Consider the following 23,170-nt stretch of genomic DNA (forward strand, 5'->3'; position numbering starts at 1 on the left):
TAATGATTGATCATTTAAATATGGATGCACTAAGTAAATTTTTTGATGATATTCACCTGAATAAGTCTGAATACATCTATTTAAAAGCGCAAGGAGAATGGGCTTTTAAAACACAAGATCAATCTGCTCTACTTGCTTATATTGTTTTAACTGGTTCTGTATATATTCAACTTAACACTTCAGAAAAAATAACTGCGACTGCTGGCGATATTATTTTAATTCCTTCGGGGAAAGCACATAGTGCGACTGACTCAAAATCAACAGCGAGTAAGTTGGTAGATTCTTTAGATATAACGTCGCTTTTTAATGGTCATAGACAAGATGCCATCGAATTTGGTACTTCATCTCCAAATAATACATTATTGCTATCTTTACGCTGCCAAATCGATACTCATATGGCTGGGCCACTCATTAATGCCCTGCCGTCCATCATGCATATTCAGCATGAAAATCAAACCACTCCACCCGAATGGCTACAAATTGGGCTTTATTTTCTAGCAATTGAAACTCAAAAAATCAGGCCAGGTCACGACAAAATTATTGATCATCTAGTCAGTATTTTGCTCATTGAATGCATTCGTGATCATATTCAACAAATGACAGATCAACAAAACTGGTTAAGTGCTTTAACTCATCCTGAACTAAGCAATGCACTATCTGCTATTCATAGCCAGCCAGAAGTTACATGGACAGTTGAATCTTTAGCTGAACAATGTTGTATGTCACGTTCTAAATTTGCAAATTTGTTTAGCAGTATTATTGGTGAACCACCTCTAACTTATTTACAGCATTATCGTTTCCGTTTAGCCAGTCAGTATTTACGCACAAGTAATTTATCAATTCAGCAAATATCAAATAAGGTTGGCTATTCATCCGAAACAGCATTTAGTCAGGCATTTAAGCGAATTTTTGATTTATCTCCTAAACAATATAGACAGCAATATATTGGGCACAGCTTAGATTAACTGCCAATAAAAAAAGCGCCGAGGCGCTTTTTTTATTGAATCAAATTATTATTTAATTTTCGCATGTGATTTTAAATATTGACTGTAATCTTCCAATATTTGTTGACCACGTGACTGACGATAAAGTTGCTTTAACTGCTGTAACTGATCAGCAGGGATAGCATTCGCAGCCGATGAATTTACATTTGAAACTGCAACAACAACTAGCTCATTTGGTAAATTTGCTGTCGTAACAGACCACATACCTGGCTTAGGTGTAGCTGCACTAAATGCTGCACGCTCAATTTCACGCTTTAATCCTTGTGAACGACTAAATACACCAGCCGATTCAAATGCTACTTTATTTTTAGCAACCACTTGATCCGCCGGTTGAGTTTTAAATTCAGCTAGCATTGTAGCAATTTTAGCTTGAACAGCTTTACGTGCTTTTTCGTCGATAACTTTTGCTTTCGCTTCATTCATCGCCTGTGCTAAAGGTTTTACACCAGCAGCATGATAATCACGTACTTTAACCCATACCGTATCACCATTCGCTAACTGAATATTAGATGATGCATTACGGTCACCATTTTTCACGTCATCATTAAACAATTTAATTTTAACGTTTGGATCACTTAAATATGGATTTTGTGTAGCTAAAGTTACGCCATTTAATGATTCAACTTTTGTACCTTTTACTTCTTGTACAACTGCTTCTAAAGAATCATTACCAACAATCGTTTCATTTAAACTGTTTACAGTATCTGAATAAACAGTCGCAACTTTATTCTTTTCAACCTCAGCAGTTAAACGTGCCTTCTCAGCTTCGAATGAAGGAATTTGATTAGCTTGAGTTTCTGCCTCAATAATATGATAGCCATATTGAGTTTTTACTGGTTGAGAAATCTGTCCATTTTTCAAGCTCACTACAGTTTTATCAAATGCATCGGAAAAAACCCCTGGTGCATATGCTTCAACTAAACCACCTTTTGCTTTCGAACTTGGATCTTCAGAGAACTGAGATGCAGCTTGTGCAAATGTAAGACCGCCTTGAATTTTCGCATATACTTCTTTAGCAAGTTTTTGAGCTGCTGCATCATCACGAGCATCTGTAGTAATTAAAATATGCTTCACAGTACGTTTAGCATCTTTTTTCTGAGTTTCAACAAACTTGCTATACGCTTGTTGAAGTTCAGCTTCAGTTGCAGGAGCTGGTTTAGCCATTAGTGATGGTGACACAACCACATAATCCACATCAACAGAAGATTGTTGTTTAAACTCATTTTGGTGTTTGTTGTAATAATCTGTAGCTTCTTGATTAGAGGCAGTTAAACCAGTTTTATAACCATCTAATTTAATACTAGCCAAATGTAATGTACGTTGTTCAGTTTGCAAATTTGCAATTTGCATTAAATCAACTTTACTTACTAAAGAGTAATCAGAAAAAGTTGACGTTAGCATTTTTAAAGCATGATCTTGACGAAGACTAGCAATTAAGCCCTGACTTGTCATACCAATAGAACGTAAGTAATTTTCATAGAGTTTTTGCGAGAACTGTCCATTCTCTTGCAAACTAGGCTGTTGAGCTAACATTTGCTCAATTTGAGTATCACTAAGTGAGATACCTAATTTTTCAGCTTGTTGAATTAGTAAATTACGCGACACTAAAATATCGAGTGCCTTAGCCTGAATAACAGGCAAATTAAGTAGACTCTCATCGCCTTTAACAGCAGCTAAATATTGTTCTTTGTAAGACTGAGTTAAAGTTTCAAGGTCTTTTTTAGATATTTCTTGGCCATTCACTGTTTTTGCAACATCAGCCTTGTTTCCCCTATTAAAATATCCTTCAATACCTACAAGTGCTAAAGGGGTCAAAAACAAAATTAGAAGGACTTTGCCGAGCCAACCCTTAATGACTGTACGAAACGATTCCATAAGTATTCCAATATTTTATTTCGAGGAGAATTTTAACTGAAAAACCACAATCAATGAATGAGCAATATTGGTCAATTCAGATTTTTAATAAAAAACGCGCCTATATTGGCGCGTTTAATCATCTTAAAAGATTAAGCTACTGAATCTTTAAGACCTTTACCAGCTTTGAAGCTAGGTACTTTTGTTGCTTTAATTTGAAGCTCTTCACCAGTTTTAGGGTTACGACCAGTGCGTGCAGCACGTTCTTTAACACTGAAAGTACCAAAACCAACTAAAGTTACTGTGTCACCTTTTTTAAGTGCTTCAGTAATTGACGCAATTGTCGCATCGAGTGCCTTGCCTGCATCAGTCTTAGATACTCCCCCTTTTTCAGCAATTGCATCGATTAATTCTGATTTATTCATGAATAAAACATCCTCTTAATATCGTTTGTTTAAGGTCCAAGGCTATAGTTTAAAAGGCCATGACGCCTTTATAGCAATGCTTTGGGGGAAAACGCAATACTAGAGCAGGGCTTTTAGCGAAAATAAATGCTAAAAAACTGTTATATATTTGCTAAATCCCAACATTTTTTACTTTTTATTCAATTTTTCTTTCAATTGCTGGTTTTCTTCTATTAAAGCATCCACCTTAATATGAAGCTGTACTAAGAGCTGTTCAATGTGCTGTAAATCCTTCGGAGTGACCAATCCAATCCGGTTTAAAGAATGGTTCACACTGGTATCAAGAATTTTCTCTACTTTATCTTTTGTTTCAGATACAGATTCTTTTGCTTTTTCTGTGACTTTGCCTACAGTGTTATCTGCTAAGTCTCCAGTTTTTGACTCTAGTTCTTCACCAACTTTGACTAAGGAATCAAAGAGTTTGTTGCCCTCTTCTTCTGCGCGTGAAAAAGCTCCTAGTCCAGCTAGCCAAATTTGCTTGGTATACTTTCTAAAATCCAAAGCTGACTTTCTTGAACCTCTTGATTTTAATTTATTTTTTTCTTCTGACTCTTCTGTCTGCGTATCTATATTTGCATTATCCATTAATCTAAACTCCTAATCAGATGAGAGAGATGATGACTGATTTGACCACAAAATATTTCTATAATATCAAAGTAAAGACTTGATCCATTTACAAAACTGTTCTACAAAGCAATTAAGTCATGTAAATATATTTAACACGACATTGTGTTAAGTTTGGGATAGGATGTTCCATTCTTCGGTTAACTGCTATGTGTAAGGATAAACTTTTATGAGTGAAACGCAACAAAGACAAAAACATCCCCGTCTGTTGCTGAATATCGTTCTAATTATTTTAGAAACTTTCTTTTCATTTATTCTCACCCACGATGGTGTTCTTCGCTTGCAAGCGAAAAAGTTTATTTCAAACAAAACGACTATTCGTATCAATAGCTACCTACCTTTTTTTGACTTTTATGTTCAATTTACAGAAAAGGGTTTGTTGTTTGATATCCATTCTTTTGACCGACGTATTGATCTTGAAATCAATAGTACACTTATCGATTTAATTAAGATTTTCGCTTTTTCAAACCAGCGCAGTCTTAAAAATATGCGCATTGATGGTAATGAAGAAACTAAAAAAGAGTTATTAGACTTAATTTCACACCTTACTCTGCCTAAACTTTTAGCAGACTGGAAGCAATGGTTTAATACACCTGATGATGAAGCTGAAGCCCTTGCTTCACGCAAAAGAATTGCCCCATTGCTTGAAAAAATTGATCAACAACGATCAGAAATCAATTCACTTCATGTGGAAATTAAACAATATCAAAATCGAATTACTCGCTTACAGCAGCGTCAACGTAATATTAACTTCTCCTTTGGTATAATTAGCCTGATATTTATTGTTTATTTCATATATAATTTGTGGGTTGCTTAAATTATTTTTCCATTTTGTTCCTGCACTTGAATTAAAAATAAAAAAACTTGACTATTTTAGTCGGGATTCATAAAATCCTATTATCTAGTCTTAACATGTGTATCGAATCATGCGCCTTACAACTCGCGGTCGCTACGCAGTGACTGCTCTACTTGATTTAGCTTTGCAGCCAACTGAACAAACGATCACGCTCGCCGAAATTGCAGCTCGCCAATCCATTTCAGTTGCTTATTTAGAACAGTTATTCGCAAAACTTAAGCGTCATGGGTTAGTTTCTAGTGTTCGTGGTGCAAATGGTGGTTATCATTTGGCTCGAAATGCTGATGAAATTACTGTGTTAGAAATTATTGAAGCTGTAAATGAAACTGTTGATGCAACTCGTTGCGACCATAAAGGTAACTGCCAAAATGGTGCAATGTGTCTCACACACGATTTATGGCAAGAACTCTCTCATCATATTGCCGACTATTTAGCAAAAATCTCTCTTGCCGACCTCATTAGCCGAGACAACGTTCAAACTGTTGCATTACGCCAAAATGTGACTGGCATAGATTCAGCTCTTTTATCGGGTACAGGTATTTGATATGAAACGTCCAATTTATCTTGATTACGCAGCAACCACTCCAGTAGATCCGCAAGTTGCAGAACGTATGATGGAGTGTTTAACTTTCGACGGTACCTTTGGTAATGCTGCATCTCGTTCCCACGCTTATGGTTGGCAGGCAGAAGAGAAAGTTGAATATGCACGTGAGCAAGTTGCAAATTTAATTAAAGCTGATCCACGTGAAATCGTTTGGACTTCTGGTGCAACTGAATCAGATAACCTTGCTCTAAAAGGTGTAGCGCAGTTTTATGCATCTAAAGGCAAGCATATCATTACAAGTAAAATTGAACACAAAGCTGTTCTAGATCCTTGTCGTGAATTAGAAGACCAAGGTTTTGAAATTACTTATTTAGAACCAGAACCACAAACTGGTTTAATTACCCCTGAAATGGTAAAAGCTGCCCTTCGTCCTGATACTGTTCTTGTTTCTCTTATGATGGTAAACAACGAAATCGGTACAGTTACAGATGTAGCAGCAATTGGTGAATTAACACGTGCCAATAAAACCTTCTTTCATGTAGATGCTGCTCAAGCTGCTGGTAAAGTTGAAATTGACCTATCTACTATGAAAATTGACCTAATGAGTTTCTCAGCTCATAAAATTTATGGTCCAAAAGGTATCGGTGCATTATATGTACGTCGTAGCCCACGTGTTCGTTTGAAAGCACAAATTCATGGCGGTGGTCATGAACGTGGTATGCGTTCTGGTACTTTAGCGACTCATCAAATTGTAGGTATGGGTGAAGCTTTTGAAATTGCTGGCAAAACAATGCAAGCAGAACAAGAGCGTATTCGCAAGCTTCGCGACAAGCTTTGGAATGGTTTACAAGATCTTGAACAAGTTTTCTTAAATGGCCATCCAACTCAAAACGTTGCTAACTATTTAAATGTCAGCTTTAACTTTGTTGAAGGTGAATCTTTAATGATGTCGCTCAAAGATGCAGCCGTATCAAGTGGTTCTGCTTGTACTTCTGCAACTTTAGAGCCTTCATACGTTCTTCGCGCATTAGGTTTATCTGATGAGCTAGCACACAGCTCTATCCGCTTCAGTTTTGGTAAATACACAACTGAAGAAGATATTGACCATGTGCTTACAATTACCAAAGCCGCTGTTGAGAAATTACGTGAACTTTCTCCGCTTTGGGATATGTACAAAGAAGGTATCGATCTTTCTACAGTTGAATGGGCTGAACACTAATTCATTGAAATTAGTGTTTTTACCCTCATATTAATATTAGGCTGACCCCGAGGTTTGGAGAAGCGAAATGGCTTATAGCGAAAAGGTAATTGATCATTACGAAAACCCTCGTAATGTTGGTGTTTTAGACAAAAACTCTGAAAATGTAGGTACAGGCATGGTGGGTGCACCAGCATGTGGCGACGTGATGCGTTTACAAATTCAAGTAAACGATAGCGGTGTGATTGAAGAAGCACGCTTTAAAACTTATGGCTGTGGTTCAGCAATTGCTTCTAGCTCACTTGTAACTGAGTGGTTAAAAGGTAAAACTCTTGATGAAGCTCAAGCAATCAAGAATATTGATATCGCAACTGAGCTTGCTCTTCCACCAGTAAAAGTTCACTGCTCTGTACTAGCTGAAGATGCGATTAAAGCTGCGATTGAAGATTACCGCACTAAAAAATCAAAAGCTTAATTTGTTATTACTGTAAACGTTGGAGTTTTCATGATTCATTTAACTGAAAATGCTGCGACTCATATTAGCAATTACCTCAAGAACAGAGGTAAGGGTGAAGGCATTCGCGTGGGTGTGAAAACTTCTGGCTGTTCTGGGTTGGCTTACGTTCTTGAATTTGTTGATTCTGTCGATGAACATGACGAAGTTTTCGAACAATTTGGCGTTAAGGTATTTGTAGATCCAAAAAGTCATGTCTATTTAGAAGGCTTAGAAATGGACTACGTCAAAAATGGCCTTAATGAAGGGTTCGAATTTAACAACCCCAATAAAAAAGGTGAATGTGGTTGTGGTGAGTCTTTCACTGTATAACCCATCTCCTTCCATCTCTCATTAAAACAGTGTCTTTTATAGCACTGTTTTAATGTATTTAATTAACGTGGACCTCCTTTCTAATGAATCATTTTGAGTTGTTCAATTTACCCGTAGAACTCGATATCGATTTGGCGAGCTTAAAATCTAGTTTCTTGAATTTGCAGCAGCAATATCATCCAGATAAAGCAGAAGATAAAAATCAGGCATTGATCAAATCAAGTGAAATCAATCAAGCTTTTAAAACATTATCGCAAGTAGATAGCCGCGCAGCTTATCTTTTAGCATTAAAAAAGCAAGATCATCACCTTGATCAATCTATTAGCGATTTTGAGTTCTTACAATCAGCTTTGGAACTTCGTGAGCAACTGGATGAAGCAACCTCCCCAGAACATCTAAGCACTCTTAAACAAGAAGTGTTTCAATGGATAGAAAGTTTAGTTCGCGAATTTAAGATTGATTACTCAGATGAAGACTGGGGTGAAGCTCGCGATACTGTACGTAAATTACGGTTCTTTCAGCGCGTTCTTAATGATATTGAAAAAGCAGAAGATCAAATGTTGGATGACGAAGACAACTTTGATTTAGACGACGATTTTTAATTTTGCTTTTTCCAATTTATATTCAAGGGATTTAACTCATGGCACTTTTGCAAATTGCTGAACCGGGTCAATCCAGTGCCCCACACCAACACCGCATTGCGATTGGTATCGACCTAGGAACAACACACTCCTTAGTTGCGACAGTGTTATCAGGCAAGCCTAAAGTACTCAATGATGAAAAAGAAAGAAGACTCCTTCCTTCTATTGTGCACTATGGAAATGATGCAACTCACTATGGTGAAGAAGCTAAACCTTTCCTTATTGCCGACCCGAAAAATACAATTGTTTCTGTAAAACGCTTTATGGGTCGTTCAAAAGCAGATATCAAATTTCAGCATCCATATGAATTAATCGGTTCTGAAAATGAGATGCCCGCTTTTGAAACACGTGCTGGTCGTAAAACCCCTGTTGAAATTTCTGCAGAAATTTTAAAACAATTAAAAGATCGTGCTGAAACTAGCCTACAAAATCCAGTAAATGGTGCAGTTATTACTGTTCCTGCCTACTTTGATGAAGCTCAGCGCCAAGCAACTCGTGATGCAGCACAACTTGCTGGTTTGAATGTATTACGTTTATTAAATGAGCCAACCGCTGCTGCTGTGGCTTATGGTTTAGACCAAGAAACTAATTTAGCTACAGATCATAACTACGTAATTTATGATTTAGGTGGTGGTACTTTTGACGTATCAATCTTGCGTTTCTCACAAGGTGTCTTTGAAGTATTAGCTACCGGTGGCCACACTGCTCTAGGTGGTGACGATTTAGACCGTCTCATTGTTAAATGGGCTAAAAAGCAGTTAGATATTGATACTTTGAGCGATGAAGCATATGCAGTATTTATGGTTGCTGCTCGTCAAGCTAAAGAACAATTATCTACTCAAGAATCAGTTCAGTTAAAATTACTTGAAAATGTATTAACACTAGACCGTCCAACTTTTGAAAGTATTATTCAAGTTGCTTTAGATAGAACAATCAGTGTTTGTAAGCGTGTTTTACGTGATGCAAAACTTGAATTATCAGATATTCAAAATGTTGTTTTAGTGGGTGGCTCTACGCGTTCGTATGCTGTTCAACAAGCGGTTCGTCATGTATTTAATCAAGAACCTCTTTGCACGATCAACCCTGATGAAGTGGTTGCAATTGGTGCTTCGATTACTGCCAATCAATTAATTGGAAACAGTCAAGACGGTTCATTACTTTTAGACGTAACTCCTCTTTCACTTGGTCTAGAAACCATGGGTGGATTAGTAGAGCGCCTTATTTCACGTAATACTGCTATTCCTGTTGCTCGTCGTCAAGAATTCACAACTTATCAAGATGGCCAAACCGCCATGCTTATTCATGTGGTTCAAGGTGAACGAGATTTGGTAGAACATTGTCGTTCATTAGGAAAATTTGTCCTTCACGGCATTCCACCAATGACTGCTGGTCAAGCACGTATTGAAGTTACCTTCCAGGTAGATGCAGATGGTCTGCTCACTGTTTCAGCTCGTGAAACAACTTCGGGTGTACAGGCTCAAATTGATATTAAACCGTCTTATGGCTTATCAGAATCTGATACTGAGCGCTTATTAATTGAAGGTTTCCAACACGCGGAAGAAGATAAAAATCTACGCCATTTAAAAGAAACCAAAGTTGAAGCCCAACGTGAACTTGAAGCATTAGAACAAGCTCTCAAAGTTGATGCTGATTTACTTAATGATGAGCAGCTTGAAGCACTTAAAACTGCTGAAAATTTGCTAAAAGTTCAGCTTGAAGGCAACGATATTCAAGCAATTGAAAAAGCTGTAGAACAACTTAAAGTACATAGTGATGCTTTTGCCGCACTACGTATGAATCGACATATTGACCACGCCTTAAAAGGTACAAAACTTGAAGATTGGTCAAATTCAAACTAAAGGTATAGGTGATCAATATGCCCCGTATTAAAGTACTTCCTCATGCTCAGTTTTGCCCTGAAGGCGCAGAATTTGAAGTTGAACAAAATGCAAATCTTTGTCAAAGTTTGCTTGATCGAGGAATTAAAATTGAACACGCTTGTGACATGTCGTGTGCATGTACAACTTGTCACGTAGTCGTTCGCAAGGGTTTTGACAGCCTAGAAGAAATGGATGATGTTGAAGCAGATCTTTTAGATCGCGCTTGGGGTCTTGAACCAGATTCTCGTCTCTCTTGCCAAGTGAAGATTGTTGATGAAGACTTAGAAATTGAGATTCCTAAATATACAATCAATCACGCATCCGAAAGCCATTAAAATAAAAAAAGCTGCTTTTAAAAGCAGCTTTTTTTTACTTCACGTTTTAAGCTTTAAACCTGATCTTGCTGATCAACTTCAATAGGCTTAACTTCATCTTCAAGTCTTAAACGTGCAATACCTTGAGTATTAATTAAAGTTTGTTGAACTTTAAGTCGTTGAATCATTTTCTCAAGTACTTCTACTAATTCAGGGTACTCATAGTTTTGTACTTCTTCTAAATTAAGGACTAAATGGAAGCCTTTATATTCATAGTCGAACCATTGCTGATGATCTGACTTATTCCCTGTGTATTTCTCCATTACCTGCCATGTCTTCACAGCACCTTGAATACCTTTTAAGTAAATTGGTGTTTTGGGAGCACAAAGAAAATCACTTTTGATTAATTGATAAGTATCATCTGAAATTAAAATTTCATCTATTTCAGCAGCATATTGTAAACGAGCTGCTAAATTCACATCACGCCCCACAATAGTATAAGCCATACGATGTGTTGCCCCATAATTCCCTACGTGGCAGTAACCAGTACTAATTCCCATGCGAATATGTAAGGCTGAGTAGCCCATTTTTTTCCAACGCTCACGCAGTAATTTCATTTGCTGACGCATAGCGATTGCCATTTCTACACAGGCTTTTGCATCTTGTTCTACACCTTGAGAATTCGGATCACCGAAAAATATGAGGATGGCATCCCCCATAAATTTGTCGACAGTAGCTTCATACTGCTTGGCAATTTCTGTCATATGGCTTAAATAGTCATTAAGCAAAAATGCCAAATCATCAGGAATTAAAGTTTCTGATAATTCTGTAAAACCCTGAATATCAGAAAAAAATACCGTCATTTTTTTTCGTTTATATTCAATTTTTGCTTCCGCTTCACCACGCATAATAGATTGCCACAACTGTAGTGGTGCATAACGGCTTAATTGATTAGCAAAAGCAATATAGCGGGTCATTTGGTCATAATAATGTTGACGCTGCTGACTGATTTTTTTAACCCAACGATGTTGGTAGTAATTTCCAATGGTAATAAACATAACTAAACCCAAGAGTGTAATTACAGTTAACTCTTGGCTAGTAGGTTCAAAATATGTATAAAAACCAAATAGAAAAAAAGTACTTAAATAAAAAATAATCGCGCCTAGTAGGCTCGTCAAACAAATAACTGCGAAAGAAATTCGGCTATTAATTGCAGAATAAAATAATGCAAATACTGCAATAAATGTAGGGACTAAATTAAGATGCAGACCCGCTAAGGTAACTGCTACAACAATTGCATCAATTGCAAAAAAGACACTTTTTTGAGTTTTCTTATCGAATTGGTATTGAAGCCAATGTTCTAACTTCGAACTAATAAAAAGTAAAAAGAGAAAAAAAGGAGGAACATAGATCTGATAATTTGTATTAGGTGAGGTAAAAGCATAGATCACTAAAATTAAGGACAGAATTGAATATCCCATCAAACGATGAAAATATGCAAACTGCTTAGGCTCTCTATCGATAAACCTCTCTAATTGCACCCTGTCCTCCATACCTCAATGTAGCCACATTCATATAAATGTGGCATTGCATTGATTTAATCCATGCGCCAATCAAAAGGCATATCACCTTGACCACGTAAAGCAAGCATAAGGGTTTGACGCATATGAGCCAGTACATCATTTGTGTATGGAACTGCAGGTGTTCCCCAAACTGGCTTAGGCCATGCAACATCATTTTGATAACGTACAACATGATGGAAATGCAACTGAGGTACCATGTTACCTAAAGCTGCAACATTCATTTTATCAGCACGGAATACTCGAGCTAGCTGGCTAGATAACCAACTTGATTCACGTAAAAACTGTTCTTGATCAGCTTGGCTCAATTCATATAATTCTGTGATTCCCGGTACACGAGGGATTAAAATCAACCACGGGAATTGCATATCATTCATTAAACGACATGTTGAAAGCGGAAAATCGCCGACAAAAAAAGTATCTTGAGCAAGTTGTGGATGCAAACTAAACATATCTTTTATAAATGACAATAAACAATAATGGCTAATACTATCACATCAGTTTTGATGTGAGTATTGCTAGTGGCTGGTTTGATTACAAATAACAATGATTTTATGCACTTATTCCTCCTGTGATCCGAGAAATCGTGCATAAAATTCTGATATCAGCTTTTAAAAAATTTGTATGGGATTAAAATCACTTTGAAACACTATTTAAGCATGTAATTCATTTAATAATTTAGCTAATAAATCATTAATAAATTGAATGCGCTTTTCCTGTTCTTCTAACTGAACCATAACTTTTAAACGCTGTCCGCCCTCCATACGATAATAGGTCGGATGCTTTTGCATAAGCTGAATAATGCTAATCGCTTGAACAGGTGTATCAGGTGAAAATTCAATATTACCACCTTGAGTATTAATATCGATTTTTGTGATACCCAGTTGCTCTGCTTTCAAGCGAATCTGATGGACAGTAAACAAATGTTTAACCGATTGCGGAGGAACCCCAAAACGATCAATAAGTTCCATACGGATATTATCGAGTTTTTCTTGTGTGTCTGTATTACTAATACGTTTATAGAACAATAAACGCTGATGCACATCTCCTAAATATTCATCTGGAATCAATGCCGGAATATGTAAATTAATTTCCGCAGTCAGCGATAAAGGCGCATCAAAATTCGGTGTTTTTCCTTGTTGAATCGCCTTAGTGGCTTTTTCAAGCATCTCCATATACAAGCTATAACCGATTGCCTGCATTGAACCGCTTTGTTGTTCACCTAAAAGCTCACCAGCACCACGAATTTCTAAATCCTCTGTAGCTAACATAAAGCCAGCACCGAGTGTAGAGGCACGTTGGATTGCATCCAAACGTTTTTCTGCATCACCTTTCAAGTGTTTTATAGAAGGAACTAACAAATAAGCATAAGCTTGATGATGTGAGCGCCCTACACGACCACGTAATTGATGTAATTGAGCCAAACCAAGTTTATCGGCCCTTTCTATCAAAATTGTGTTGGCATTAGGAACATCAATTCCTGTTTCAATAATGGTTGAACATACCAATACATTAAATTCTTTGTGATAGAACTGCTGCATCACTTGTTCGAGCTCTCTTTCTCTCATTTGCCCATGCGCGACTGCCACACGAGCTTCAGGAACAAGAACACGGATGTTTTCAGCAGCCCGTTCAATCGTATCGACTTCATTGTGTAAGAAATATACTTGGCCACCACGTAGTAGCTCACGCAAAATCGCTTCTTTCACAGAGGCTTCTGTATGCTCTTGCACAAAGGTTTTAACAGCTAAACGACGGGCTGGCGGTGTAGCAATGATAGAGAGATCACGCATTCCAGAAAAAGCCATATTTAAAGTTCGTGGAATAGGCGTTGCTGTAAGGGTCAACATGTCCACATCTGCTCGTAATGCTTTGATACGCTCTTTATCACGCACACCAAATCGATGTTCTTCATCGACCACCATTAGACCCAAATCTTTAAATTGCACATTTTCTTGTAAAAGTTTATGTGTTCCCACCACAATATCGACTTTACCAGCAATCAAATCTTCAATATTTTTTGTATGGGTTTTACTTGAGCCAAAGCGTGATAGCACTTCAATACGCACAGGCCAATCAGCAAAACGATCTTTAAAAGATTCATAATGTTGTTGTGCAAGTAAAGTCGTAGGCACTAAAACAGCAACTTGCTTGCCATTTTGCACAGCAACAAACGCGGCTCGCATTGCCACTTCAGTTTTACCGAAACCTACATCACCACAAACAAGCCGATCCATAGGTCTAGCTTGCTGCATATCGTGAAGCGTCGCTTCAATAGCATTCGCCTGATCGAGCGTTTCTTCGTAGGCAAATCCACTGGCAAATTGCATATAAAGCGATTGATCGAGTTCGAAACCAAAACCAGGTTTTGACTGACGACGTGCTTGTATATGTAATAATTCGGCTGCAACATCATGAATTTGTTCTAAAGCTTTACGTTTAGCTTTACTCCACGCATCACTTCCAATTTTATGAAGTGGCGCTAGATCTGGATCGCCACCACTATAGCGACTGATCAGATGCAAATTAGTCACAGGAACATAAACTTTTGCCCCTTCAGCATAATTGAGTTGCAAGAATTCATAATCTTGCCCTTCAATTGCTAAAGTAACTAATCCTGCATAACGTCCCACACCATGATCAATATGAACAACTGGAGCATCAATACTGAGTTCAGTCAAACTGCGAATTAAGAACTCTTCTGAAACTTCTTGCTGACGTTTACGACGACGCTGAACTACCCGATGTTCATATAACTGATTTTCTGAAATAACCGTTAATTGGTCTGTTAAAAGTAAGCCACGGTCGAGCGGTGCATTTGTAATAGCAATCGCAAACTGACTCGTTTGAAATTGTTCAAAACTGTCTACACTAGGGATATCTCCCAGACTAGCACGTAAACCATCTCTTAAGCTTTCACGTCGGCCTGCACTTTCTGCAACCAATAAAACTGGATGATTTGCTTCATCAATATATTTTTTGACGACGGTAAACGGTTTTTCCTTTTTCGGATCGACTGCTAATTTTGGCGGCTGCTCAGTCTTAAGATTTAATGCGCCAGCTTTTTCTTCAACCAATTCGGCACTTACAAGCATACGCGGGAACTGGTTTAAAGCACTCAGCAAATGGTTTGGAGCAACAAATAATTCTTCAGGAGGAAGAATTGGCTGATCTACATTATGACGTCTGTCTTCGTAACGACGGAAAACTTCTTTCCAGAAATTAGTTAAATCGGAGTCTAAATCAGTAGTTGTAATTACAATGCAATTCTTTGGCAAGTACGTTGTAAGTGTACTTTGCGATTGCATTTGTGCTTTATCAAAAAATAATGGTAAGTAAAATTCAATTCCTGGTGAAGCAATTCCCTCTAAGACATCTTGATAAATCGGGTTTTTCTTAGGATTAGCAGTCGGAAAAAGTTCAGAATATCGATCTCTAAAAATTGAGCGAGCTTCTTTTAATGGGAATTCTTTTGCAGGTAAAACTGTAAAACTTTTTAAAGCTGTAGTCGTTCTTTGAGTTTCTGGATCAAAGAATTTTAACGTATCAATTTCATCATCAAACAAATCAATACGGATAGGTGCTTCTTGTCCTGAGGCAAAAATATCCATAATACTGCCACGCACAGCAAACTCACCGTGATCATAAACAGTATCTACCAAATGATACCCAGCTTGTACTAAACGTAATTTCTGTTGCTCTAAATCAAATTTTTGACCTACACGAATATCAAAATGTTCACCTAAAACCCATGAATATGGCGCAACTCTTTGGGCTAAAGTGCTTGCTGAAAGGAGCAATACACCCTTCTGAGGCATATTAGATAAAATTGCGAGGCGTTCTGAAACAATATCTTGATGAGGTGACAAACGATCATACGGTAAGATTTCCCAATCAGGGAAAATTGTTGGTTTTATGCCATAAAATTCAAGTTCACTTTCTAATTGAGCTACATGCTGGTTATTTCTGGCAACCACAACAAGTAAAGACGAATGCTGAACAGCAATTTCCTTAAATAGTAATGCAGCAGATGAACCTAATAACGACCCCACCCAACGCTTTTCACCGGCCTTGAGCTGTTGTAAATTCAATTGAGAGATTTCTTGTTGAAACATGTATATGGCTTTTATCAGCTAAGAAGATATAGGCTTAATAGTAGCATGATGTTTTTAGTGAATTGAGTTATTTTTTTGAAAATCAAACTACTAGTTAGCCCTACTTTTTATATTTTTTAATCAATCAACTATGATTATTTATCACGCAAAAACAAAACGTAATATTGATTTAATATTTGTATAATCGCTTTAAGCTGAAATAGCTTTTCTTGTGTATTTCCTAATCTTTCTACATAGCGCTGGGTTGCGATTTCCAGATCAATTTTTTCATTAATTTGTGGAGTAATGAGAAATAACTTCTGAAGATTATCAAAATTTTGTAATTTACGGTTTGAGAAATACTCAAGATGTTCTGACCATTTCTCATTAATTACTACATCGTTAATGATAGGTCCTCGTTCAGAATCAAATTTTAATTGATTCTCTTGTAAGTAAAGTTGTTCTGGCGTTTCTTTTGAGCCTTGAAAAAGCTGAGTTATCTTCTTAAACATTTCATCACATCATATTAATTTAAAATTTAAGTCATGGAAGCAATCTAAATACCTCCATGACTTAAGCCTTCTAATTTAACGACTATTCATCGCCTAAATCATCAAGAAAATCGACAGTTGGTACAAAAAATAGAGTTCCAGACTGAGCAGTACTAAAGTCAAGCAACCGATCAAGATTACCATCCTCATTGCCTAAAAACATGTTTTCAAGCATTTGTCGGGTTGTACTAAATTTACGCGAGTAACCAATAAAGAATGTGCCATATTCATTTCTAGATGGATTTGAAAAAGGCATATTAGCTCGCATAATTTTAAGCTCATTGCCTTCTGCATCATGAGCTTTACTTACAACATTATGAGCAGTTAAAGGCTTTTCATCATCACCGAGTTCAACATCATTGAACTTTTTGCGCCCAATCACTTTTTCTTGCTCTTCATCGGTTAATGAACGCCATTTCTCCATGTCATGGGTATATTTTTGAATAAAAGCATAGCTTCCCCCGATAAAATCAGGATCTTCATTACCCACTAATGCCCACTGCGCTGCAATAACCGGTTCCGGGTTTTCAGTTCCATCAACAAAGCCAATAATTGCACGCCCGTCAAAATAACGAAAACCATGAACTTCATCAATTGGATACGTTACTTTACCAAGTTGTTGATTAATTATATTGCCCAGCTCGTAGCATAAAGCCTGACGATCAGCACGAATATGAAAAAATAAATCACCCGGAGTTGAGACAGCCGTATATTTCGGGCCTCTAATTTCTTGAAATGGTTGTAACTCTTGAGGTTTCGCTTGCTCTGGGAATAAAATATCCCATGCATTTGAACTGAAACCCAACGTTGCATTAAATTTAGTTTCTGGGTAACGATTAGACAGACTTCTGGTTAACGCTGAAAAATTAGCAGCAAAATCTTTTACTTTTTCTATTACAGAATCACCTTGAGCCAGTCCCAATACAATAAATAATGCATTTTCACCAGGAGCGCTCGTTACAGGCTGAATTCTCATACATTCCATAAAATATGCCTTTTAGGTAATTAACCTTATTAATTTAGCATACTCATTTTCTTTTCATACATCTTGTAATGAAATCTGAGATTGGTAAGAGTTTAAGTAAAGCGCCTTAAACTCTTACTAAAATAGATATTAATTAACGCCCATACTGCTTCTTTAAATATTTTACGATTTGAGCAGACTCAAACATCTTCACTCCAGTATTTGGATCTACCAAATACGGCACCTGCATTTTACCTTGCATAATAGGCAATATTTTTTCTCTTTTTCCATCTTTTAAAGGTATATATTTACCTGGCTTTAAACGAAGTATGGCAGGTCCCATATCTTGCCATCTTTCTTTTGCCACATTATGCAAAATATATGGAAGCTCAAGCTCACAAAGTAAACCTCTTACGACTCTTGAATAAGGACTTGCTTCAAAGCTCCATAACTCAAGTTTTTGCTCAGGCGCAGCTCTATCAACAATTTTTTTATTGATCCAAACTCCACGAGCACCATTTAATATGGTCCCTGCAAATGCCACATATGGCATATTCGGGTAACTCGAAAATTTCTGAGGTGTCTTTCCAGTCTTACCGTAGTGTTTAAATAAATGATGAATAATATCTTGTGATTCATATAGCTGATCACCAGTATTTTCATCAATTAAAAAAGGAAATTGTAATTTCCCGCCTTTTTCTTTCACAACTGAACGATACTTTGTTCCACCTTTAGGGCATGGATAAATTTCCACGTCCAGATTCAAAAGTGTAATCACTTCACGAACGCGGCGGCAAAATGGTGAGCCTTCAAATTCATATAGTTTCAAAGCTTTTACAGGTTGCTGAGGAAAAGCAGTGCCTGTTACGCCCCTACCGCCTTCAGCAATTGCAGATACAACTGCTTGAAGTACTTTAATTTGATGAATCACCATCATGCGTTCCTTTATATTAGAGAGTTAGACTAATTTTTCTTTTGCAATCACAATTCCATTATTATCAGCATAGATAAAATCACCTGATTGAATTGTGACACCACCAAAATACAAATTAATATCTACTTCACCAATGCCTTTACGATTACTTTTTTGCGGAATTGCAGCCAATGCATGTACGCCTAAATCCAAAGTTGCAAGCGCATCTACATCTCGTACACAACCGTAAATCACGACACCATTCCAGTTATTTTTTACTGCTGATTCAGCAATCATGTCCCCCATGAGTGCACAGCGCATAGAGGCACCGCCATCTACCACTAATACTTTATCTGTACCATCTGTTGCCAATAACTCTTTTACACGTGAGTTATCTTCAAAGCACTTTACTGTTACAACCTGTCCCCCAAAAGTTTTACGTGCACCATAGCTTTGAAAGAACTTGCCATCCATTGAGGGAATTACAACCTGCAAGTCTTTTTCAGGGTTATCATCTAATAAATCACATGTTACAAATGGTACTGTCGACACTTTTATTCTCCCTTATCGAGTTTTCTGTATGCTCAGATTATCATATCGTTTAAAGGCTTCAATTTGCGTTAGCGCCGCTACGACCATCGTATGAGCCAATTGCTCCGCAGTGACAGGCTTATATTTGAATGGTTTTTGTAATTTATTCTCAATAAATTTAAATAGACTTTGCCCTAAGTCCTCAATAAGCCGTACGTCACTGCGTTTACCAATAAGTAAAGATGGTCTAAAGATAGATAATTTCTCGAGTTGTAGACTTTCAATATAATCTTCTAGTTGTCCTTTCACTTTATTATAAAAAATCGGTGAATTGGCATTTGCACCAAGTGCACTCACTAACAATAAATGAATATGTTTATCTTGTACCAAATCTGCCAAATGAGCATTAATTTCATAATCCACAGCGTAAAAGGCCTGTTTTGAACCTGCATTTTTTAATGTTGTTCCCAAACAGCTAAATGCATGGGTATAACCGTTCACATCTTCATCATTCAACATTAAGAAATCTTCTATAACCAGCTGATTAACTTTTTTATATGTATTAAGTAGTTGTGATTCTTTTCTTACCACAACAGTAATCGCTTCAAATTCTGGTGTTTGCTCAAGCTGTGCAACAAGAGCTAAACCGACAAGCCCTGTAGCACCTATCACAATTGCTTTTTTCGTACTTATAGTCATTTTTTATCCAACCCTCTTTAAGTTTGTATCAAATTTAACCTTTTCTTACGGTTTTAGCAGCCCCTAAAACCGCTTAAAATGCTCGCAAGACTTGACTTCACGGTGTCTATTCATCACAATATGGCACTTGTTTACGGGCTGGTGATGGTTACACCAGTTTACTGGATTGACCACAGCCCGCCCAGACCAACTTATTTTCAAGGAGTGCAAGAGTGGCAAACTCTGCTCAAGCTAAAAAACGTGCACGTCAAAACGTTACTGCACGTAAACACAACGCAAGCTTGCGTTCTATGGTTCGTACATACATCAAACGTACTTTAAGTGCAATTGCTGGTGGTGATCATGCTGTTGCTACAGAAGCTTACAAAAAAGCTGTTCCTGTAATCGACCGTATGGCTGATAAAGGCATCATCCACAAAAATAAAGCTGCTCGTCATAAGAGCCGTTTAAATGCTCAAGTTAAAGCGTTAGCTAACTAATTGAAGCATGTAAAAAAAGCCCTATTGGGCTTTTTTTATTACCTATCGTTTTTGAGCTTATAGCCCTGTGTTAAATTTGGCTACATTCAGCTCATAGGCCTTACCTCTCCAAATCCATTTTAATTTGCAATTTGGAAACTCTTCGCCTTCAAACCATACAAATAAGCCTTCCATCATTTCAGGCCAATCTTCTTTTTTAATTTTATTTTCACCAGAAATCACAGCAACAATCGCAGCAATAATAGTGTCATGACTGACAGCTAAACTAAGTCCACCTTGAGTTTTGGGATGAGTATGGTAAATAAGCTCTAGCACGTCTAAAACACCAGTAATGGGGTGTTTCATGCCGGGTAATGCATTATTAACAAAACTATTAATAAAACCCAAGGCGCCTTGTTTTTTAAAATAAGGAGCAGCTTGCTGTATATCTAGTACAAAGCTACCGGGTTCAACTAGTAGTCCTTGCTCAATAATTTCAATGGTATGCGTATTAGATTCGGGACTTACATCATCAGCCCCTTCAATCATGAGCGCAGCCGTATCGACACAACGTTGTATTGGACTTGAAATACAATGCTGGATAACACGATCTGTATTTTTAATTAAATAATTACCCCATGCCTGCGCAAGCTCACGCCCTTGAGGAGTAAGTTGGAGGTCATATCCTGCTAAACCCTGCCCGTCTACAAGTTCTCTTAGAGAATGGCGCGTAAATAAGGTCACGGGAGTTGAAGCATCGGGCAATAAATCAATTGCTTCAAACATACTTTTAGGCAATAAATCGAGTGCCATTGTTATCTTGTCATCTTTTTTCAATACTTTGCCACTATAACATGTCTGGCATAACTCTCAATCTATAACACCTGATTGGGCTAATGCTTCAAATGCTATTTTTTTGCTTTCCTGATCACGAAATGCGATAAAGCCCTTATTTAAAACCGTGTGTCTCTGGTTATATTCAAAAGGTTTTCCATCAAGAGTAAGTAAACCACCACCTATACTTTCTAACAACCCTTGACCAGAACTTGTATCCCATTCAGAAGTTGGATGGAATCGTGGGTAAATATCTATCTCACCTTCTAGCATCATGCAAAATTTATAGGCACTTCCTGCTTCTCTTCTAATAATATTATGTTCTTTTTCGATAGGCTGAATAAATCTTTGATATTTCGGATTTTTACTACCGTGACTAAGTCCTATTTGTATAGGTGCATCTGGTGAAGGCGAAGTTATCTGATATTGATACCACTGCTTTTGACTAAAACTATATTTAAAAGGTAAATCTTGCAGATACCCTAAATACACGACTTGTTCACATGGCACAGCAATAACTGAAAAGATTGTCTCTTTACCTTTAATCAAGCTTAGGTTTATCGTAAATTCATCACGCTCATGAATAAACTCTTTAGTTCCGTCAAGCGGATCTAACATCCAACACGTAGACCAGTCATGGCGAGCACTATAATCACTTTCTTCAGACAAAACAGGCAAGTCTGGGGTAACTTCTGCCAAGTGCTTTAATAAGAAAAGATTCACTTTTAAATCTGCTTGAGTTACAGGTGAATCGTCTTGTTTTTCATGAATAGTAAACTCATAACCCGCAGAATAGTTTTGATATTCTTCTAATAAAATCTGGCTTGCTTGTTCCAAAACTGGAAGAAGCTGATTAATCAGAGTATCTTGTGGGCGTGTAGTTGTTATAAACATAAATATGCTCTACATAGTTTCATTTCTATTATAGGTGAATTATGAACAATTCAATATTCGCCAACAGTTTGATTTACTAAAAAAGTAATTTATCTTAATGATTAGATGAACAAAACTTTGTATGCACACTATATAGTTAATATGAATAATGAGGATGTTAAAAAAACCATTATTATGTACAAAAAACAATCTATAAGTTATGAAAAATAAACAACTTAAATCAGATTCATCCATTTCCTTTTCATGTATTTCTTGCTATGTTCAATCACACAATAACAAGATGGAAGAAAGCGCACATGATGCTATATGGATATCATTTCTCGACAATAGAACGTAACTGGGAAGAACTTACTCCCTTAAATGAGTTCCTACAAACATTTGCAGATGATGATGGTGGTGTTTCAACAAGAGATAAAGAGTCACTTAAAGAAATTATAGCGAAATCTGATACAGCCTTGGCTTTAGCTAGAGAAATGGGTTGGGATGGGAGTTATACAGGTTGCCCTTATCTATTCTGGTTGCCAAACAAAAGTAGCCAGTCTTTTGAATATGGTTTTGTATTTAAACAGACCTCAGATAATACAACTTTTGTGATTTCGCCTATTGAATTGACCTATTTAGCTGAAGATTCTGAAGTACAAACATTAAGTAAAAATATTGAATAAATAATATAGGTTATTGATTCAAAGTTGATATCAATAACCTCATTTTATTTTAGATAGATTAGTCAAACATGCTTAACTGTGGTGTCGGTTTTATCACTTTTTCTTTTGGCACATGAGAGCATTCAAATTCTTCAACCGGAAAGCCTTCGATAAAGCTGGAAATATCAGGTGATTCTAAACTTAACCACTCTTCTAGTCGGTCATGTGGAATCACAATCACTGATCTTTTGACATCGCCTGGTTCGTGAAAGTCTTTCATCATGGGATGGTCTATGGCGTCCATCGTCAACATGCTTGCAGAACGAATAACCGTCTCATTAATTTTGCAAATTTCATAAATCGCTGCAATGAAAAAAGCTTGCCCATCTTTACGGCGTACACCCCATCGTTCCGGCTTATCATTTATATATTTACTTTCATAAAACTCGGTCACTGGAATTACCCCAAACTTACATTTAAGAGCAGCTTCTTGAAAACTCGGTTTTTGGAAAATCGTTTCATGACGGGCATTATAGGTATGTTTCGCTATGTTGGTATCTTCAGCCCACTTTGGAACCAAACCGAACATGACTTCACGCCATTCAAGACCTTGTGGTGATTTGAATAATAGTGGCATTGTTCCCGCAGGATAAACCTCTTCGGCATAGCTAAAGCCAACCACAGGCAACTGAAGTTGCTGTAATTGAGCAAGAGATAAAGGTTTAAAGTTGGCACACATAGCAAGAATAAAATACTCTATATTTACTTCTGTTATTTTATAAGCATTTAGGCAATAAACCAAA

General features: G+C 37.1%; 25 protein-coding genes. 11 read left to right on the forward strand and 14 right to left on the reverse strand.

The window, feature by feature from the left end:
- Window positions 1–20 precede the first annotated feature (20 nt).
- The gene (locus tag ACS604_RS02290) at window positions 21–965 is read left to right on the forward strand and encodes a cupin domain-containing protein (protein ID WP_416202045.1); all 945 of its coding nucleotides are present in this window, start codon (window positions 21–23) and stop codon (window positions 963–965) included.
- Between the two features lie 48 nt (window positions 966–1,013).
- Here ACS604_RS02290 and ACS604_RS02295 read toward each other — a convergent pair whose 3' ends face one another.
- The 3 genes from ACS604_RS02295 to ACS604_RS02305 all read right to left on the reverse strand — a co-directional run bounded on the left by ACS604_RS02295 (window position 1,014) and on the right by ACS604_RS02305 (window position 3,907).
- The gene (locus ACS604_RS02295) at window positions 1,014–2,879 is read right to left on the reverse strand and encodes a SurA N-terminal domain-containing protein (protein ID WP_107880057.1); all 1,866 of its coding nucleotides are present in this window, start codon (window positions 2,877–2,879) and stop codon (window positions 1,014–1,016) included.
- 131 nt (window positions 2,880–3,010) lie between these two features.
- Window positions 3,011–3,283: an HU family DNA-binding protein gene (locus ACS604_RS02300; protein ID WP_001043034.1), complete on the reverse strand. Its 273-nt coding sequence runs from the start codon at window positions 3,281–3,283 to the stop codon at window positions 3,011–3,013.
- Between the two features lie 168 nt (window positions 3,284–3,451).
- Complete coding sequence (locus ACS604_RS02305) at window positions 3,452–3,907, reverse strand: phasin family protein (protein WP_004792635.1); 456 nt, start codon at window positions 3,905–3,907, stop codon at window positions 3,452–3,454.
- A gap of 208 nt (window positions 3,908–4,115) precedes the next feature.
- Here ACS604_RS02305 and ACS604_RS02310 point away from each other — a divergent pair, with 208 nt between their 5' ends.
- The 8 genes from ACS604_RS02310 (at window position 4,116) to fdx (ending at window position 10,226) form a co-directional block, all read left to right on the forward strand.
- A complete protein-coding gene (locus tag ACS604_RS02310; protein WP_353153517.1) occupies window positions 4,116–4,763 on the forward strand; it encodes a hypothetical protein in 648 nt (215 codons plus the stop codon).
- 109 nt (window positions 4,764–4,872) lie between these two features.
- Window positions 4,873–5,346, forward strand: coding sequence for an Rrf2 family transcriptional regulator (locus ACS604_RS02315; RefSeq protein ID WP_004792640.1), 474 nt, complete (start codon window positions 4,873–4,875; stop codon window positions 5,344–5,346).
- Between the two features lies 1 nt (window position 5,347).
- Window positions 5,348–6,565, forward strand: coding sequence for an IscS subfamily cysteine desulfurase (locus ACS604_RS02320; RefSeq protein ID WP_004792644.1), 1,218 nt, complete (start codon window positions 5,348–5,350; stop codon window positions 6,563–6,565).
- A 67-nt stretch (window positions 6,566–6,632) separates the two neighbouring features.
- Window positions 6,633–7,019, forward strand: coding sequence for a Fe-S cluster assembly scaffold IscU (gene iscU, locus ACS604_RS02325; protein ID WP_004792646.1), 387 nt, complete (start codon window positions 6,633–6,635; stop codon window positions 7,017–7,019).
- A 30-nt stretch (window positions 7,020–7,049) separates the two neighbouring features.
- The gene (iscA, locus tag ACS604_RS02330; protein ID WP_004792648.1) at window positions 7,050–7,370 is read left to right on the forward strand and encodes an iron-sulfur cluster assembly protein IscA; all 321 of its coding nucleotides are present in this window, start codon (window positions 7,050–7,052) and stop codon (window positions 7,368–7,370) included.
- An 83-nt stretch (window positions 7,371–7,453) separates the two neighbouring features.
- Window positions 7,454–7,972, forward strand: coding sequence for a Fe-S protein assembly co-chaperone HscB (hscB, locus tag ACS604_RS02335; RefSeq protein WP_005304822.1), 519 nt, complete (start codon window positions 7,454–7,456; stop codon window positions 7,970–7,972).
- A 38-nt stretch (window positions 7,973–8,010) separates the two neighbouring features.
- The gene (gene hscA, locus ACS604_RS02340) at window positions 8,011–9,870 is read left to right on the forward strand and encodes a Fe-S protein assembly chaperone HscA (protein WP_474769836.1); all 1,860 of its coding nucleotides are present in this window, start codon (window positions 8,011–8,013) and stop codon (window positions 9,868–9,870) included.
- Between the two features lie 17 nt (window positions 9,871–9,887).
- Window positions 9,888–10,226, forward strand: a complete 339-nt coding sequence (fdx, locus tag ACS604_RS02345) for an ISC system 2Fe-2S type ferredoxin (protein ID WP_004792653.1) — start codon at window positions 9,888–9,890, stop codon at window positions 10,224–10,226.
- A gap of 53 nt (window positions 10,227–10,279) precedes the next feature.
- On the opposite strand, the gene ACS604_RS02350 is transcribed toward fdx, so the two are convergent.
- The 8 genes from ACS604_RS02350 to ACS604_RS02385 all read right to left on the reverse strand — a co-directional run bounded on the left by ACS604_RS02350 (window position 10,280) and on the right by ACS604_RS02385 (window position 19,537).
- Window positions 10,280–11,746 carry an adenylate/guanylate cyclase domain-containing protein gene (locus tag ACS604_RS02350; protein ID WP_004792655.1) on the reverse strand — a complete coding sequence of 489 codons (1,467 nt, stop codon included), beginning with the start codon at window positions 11,744–11,746 and terminating at the stop codon, window positions 10,280–10,282.
- Window positions 11,747–11,802: 56 nt separating this feature from the next.
- On the reverse strand, window positions 11,803–12,237 hold the full coding sequence (locus ACS604_RS02355) for an HIT domain-containing protein (protein WP_004792657.1): 435 nt from the start codon (window positions 12,235–12,237) through the stop codon (window positions 11,803–11,805).
- A gap of 201 nt (window positions 12,238–12,438) precedes the next feature.
- The gene (mfd, locus tag ACS604_RS02360) at window positions 12,439–15,900 is read right to left on the reverse strand and encodes a transcription-repair coupling factor (protein WP_474769839.1); all 3,462 of its coding nucleotides are present in this window, start codon (window positions 15,898–15,900) and stop codon (window positions 12,439–12,441) included.
- Between the two features lie 134 nt (window positions 15,901–16,034).
- Window positions 16,035–16,391 (reverse strand): hypothetical protein, encoded by a 357-nt coding sequence (locus ACS604_RS02365; protein ID WP_474769841.1) that lies wholly within the window; start codon window positions 16,389–16,391, stop codon window positions 16,035–16,037.
- An 82-nt stretch (window positions 16,392–16,473) separates the two neighbouring features.
- Window positions 16,474–17,406, reverse strand: coding sequence for a Dyp-type peroxidase (locus tag ACS604_RS02370; RefSeq protein ID WP_238611449.1), 933 nt, complete (start codon window positions 17,404–17,406; stop codon window positions 16,474–16,476).
- Between the two features lie 142 nt (window positions 17,407–17,548).
- Window positions 17,549–18,331, reverse strand: coding sequence for a glutathione S-transferase N-terminal domain-containing protein (locus tag ACS604_RS02375; protein WP_174741122.1), 783 nt, complete (start codon window positions 18,329–18,331; stop codon window positions 17,549–17,551).
- Between the two features lie 21 nt (window positions 18,332–18,352).
- Complete coding sequence (rraA, locus tag ACS604_RS02380) at window positions 18,353–18,859, reverse strand: ribonuclease E activity regulator RraA (RefSeq protein ID WP_032003543.1); 507 nt, start codon at window positions 18,857–18,859, stop codon at window positions 18,353–18,355.
- A gap of 12 nt (window positions 18,860–18,871) precedes the next feature.
- The gene (locus tag ACS604_RS02385; RefSeq protein WP_353153500.1) at window positions 18,872–19,537 is read right to left on the reverse strand and encodes a Rossmann-fold NAD(P)-binding domain-containing protein; all 666 of its coding nucleotides are present in this window, start codon (window positions 19,535–19,537) and stop codon (window positions 18,872–18,874) included.
- Between the two features lie 212 nt (window positions 19,538–19,749).
- On the opposite strand from ACS604_RS02385, the gene rpsT reads away from it, so the two are divergent.
- Complete coding sequence (gene rpsT, locus ACS604_RS02390; RefSeq protein ID WP_004792670.1) at window positions 19,750–20,016, forward strand: 30S ribosomal protein S20; 267 nt, start codon at window positions 19,750–19,752, stop codon at window positions 20,014–20,016.
- Between the two features lie 57 nt (window positions 20,017–20,073).
- On the opposite strand, the gene ACS604_RS02395 is transcribed toward rpsT, so the two are convergent.
- Together ACS604_RS02395 and ACS604_RS02400 are read right to left on the reverse strand one after the other, a co-directional pair.
- Complete coding sequence (locus ACS604_RS02395) at window positions 20,074–20,808, reverse strand: histidine phosphatase family protein (protein ID WP_151962710.1); 735 nt, start codon at window positions 20,806–20,808, stop codon at window positions 20,074–20,076.
- A 57-nt stretch (window positions 20,809–20,865) separates the two neighbouring features.
- Window positions 20,866–21,723, reverse strand: coding sequence for a 3'(2'),5'-bisphosphate nucleotidase CysQ family protein (locus tag ACS604_RS02400; protein WP_353153495.1), 858 nt, complete (start codon window positions 21,721–21,723; stop codon window positions 20,866–20,868).
- A gap of 296 nt (window positions 21,724–22,019) precedes the next feature.
- On the opposite strand from ACS604_RS02400, the gene ACS604_RS02405 reads away from it, so the two are divergent.
- Complete coding sequence (locus ACS604_RS02405) at window positions 22,020–22,388, forward strand: hypothetical protein (RefSeq protein ID WP_353153492.1); 369 nt, start codon at window positions 22,020–22,022, stop codon at window positions 22,386–22,388.
- Window positions 22,389–22,446: 58 nt separating this feature from the next.
- Here the strand turns inward: ACS604_RS02405 and ACS604_RS02410 are convergent, their stop codons facing one another.
- The gene (locus ACS604_RS02410) at window positions 22,447–23,106 is read right to left on the reverse strand and encodes an SOS response-associated peptidase family protein (RefSeq protein WP_174758651.1); all 660 of its coding nucleotides are present in this window, start codon (window positions 23,104–23,106) and stop codon (window positions 22,447–22,449) included.
- Window positions 23,107–23,170: the final 64 nt, after the last annotated feature.

This window comes from Acinetobacter sp. Li1LvA2 (assembly GCF_056156705.1).

What these genes read in the sequence shown, in the direction of transcription:
- ACS604_RS02385 (WP_353153500.1), bottom strand. Translation starts at nt 19,537, where the DNA reads ATGACTATAAGTACGAAAAAAGCAATTGTGATAGGTGCTACAGGGCTT.
- fdx (WP_004792653.1), top strand. Translation starts at nt 9,888, where the DNA reads ATGCCCCGTATTAAAGTACTTCCTCATGCTCAGTTTTGCCCTGAAGGC.
- hscA (WP_474769836.1), top strand. Translation starts at nt 8,011, where the DNA reads ATGGCACTTTTGCAAATTGCTGAACCGGGTCAATCCAGTGCCCCACAC.
- ACS604_RS02305 (WP_004792635.1), bottom strand. Translation starts at nt 3,907, where the DNA reads ATGGATAATGCAAATATAGATACGCAGACAGAAGAGTCAGAAGAAAAA.
- ACS604_RS02315 (WP_004792640.1), top strand. Translation starts at nt 4,873, where the DNA reads ATGCGCCTTACAACTCGCGGTCGCTACGCAGTGACTGCTCTACTTGAT.
- ACS604_RS02395 (WP_151962710.1), bottom strand. Translation starts at nt 20,808, where the DNA reads ATGGCACTCGATTTATTGCCTAAAAGTATGTTTGAAGCAATTGATTTA.
- hscB (WP_005304822.1), top strand. Translation starts at nt 7,454, where the DNA reads ATGAATCATTTTGAGTTGTTCAATTTACCCGTAGAACTCGATATCGAT.
- ACS604_RS02295 (WP_107880057.1), bottom strand. Translation starts at nt 2,879, where the DNA reads ATGGAATCGTTTCGTACAGTCATTAAGGGTTGGCTCGGCAAAGTCCTT.
- iscA (WP_004792648.1), top strand. Translation starts at nt 7,050, where the DNA reads ATGATTCATTTAACTGAAAATGCTGCGACTCATATTAGCAATTACCTC.
- mfd (WP_474769839.1), bottom strand. Translation starts at nt 15,900, where the DNA reads ATGTTTCAACAAGAAATCTCTCAATTGAATTTACAACAGCTCAAGGCC.
- ACS604_RS02375 (WP_174741122.1), bottom strand. Translation starts at nt 18,331, where the DNA reads ATGATGGTGATTCATCAAATTAAAGTACTTCAAGCAGTTGTATCTGCA.
- ACS604_RS02290 (WP_416202045.1), top strand. Translation starts at nt 21, where the DNA reads ATGGATGCACTAAGTAAATTTTTTGATGATATTCACCTGAATAAGTCT.
- ACS604_RS02405 (WP_353153492.1), top strand. Translation starts at nt 22,020, where the DNA reads ATGATGCTATATGGATATCATTTCTCGACAATAGAACGTAACTGGGAA.
- ACS604_RS02370 (WP_238611449.1), bottom strand. Translation starts at nt 17,406, where the DNA reads ATGAGAATTCAGCCTGTAACGAGCGCTCCTGGTGAAAATGCATTATTT.
- ACS604_RS02410 (WP_174758651.1), bottom strand. Translation starts at nt 23,106, where the DNA reads ATGTGTGCCAACTTTAAACCTTTATCTCTTGCTCAATTACAGCAACTT.
- ACS604_RS02400 (WP_353153495.1), bottom strand. Translation starts at nt 21,723, where the DNA reads ATGTTTATAACAACTACACGCCCACAAGATACTCTGATTAATCAGCTT.
- iscU (WP_004792646.1), top strand. Translation starts at nt 6,633, where the DNA reads ATGGCTTATAGCGAAAAGGTAATTGATCATTACGAAAACCCTCGTAAT.
- ACS604_RS02365 (WP_474769841.1), bottom strand. Translation starts at nt 16,391, where the DNA reads ATGTTTAAGAAGATAACTCAGCTTTTTCAAGGCTCAAAAGAAACGCCA.
- ACS604_RS02310 (WP_353153517.1), top strand. Translation starts at nt 4,116, where the DNA reads ATGAGTGAAACGCAACAAAGACAAAAACATCCCCGTCTGTTGCTGAAT.
- ACS604_RS02355 (WP_004792657.1), bottom strand. Translation starts at nt 12,237, where the DNA reads ATGTTTAGTTTGCATCCACAACTTGCTCAAGATACTTTTTTTGTCGGC.
- ACS604_RS02300 (WP_001043034.1), bottom strand. Translation starts at nt 3,283, where the DNA reads ATGAATAAATCAGAATTAATCGATGCAATTGCTGAAAAAGGGGGAGTA.
- ACS604_RS02320 (WP_004792644.1), top strand. Translation starts at nt 5,348, where the DNA reads ATGAAACGTCCAATTTATCTTGATTACGCAGCAACCACTCCAGTAGAT.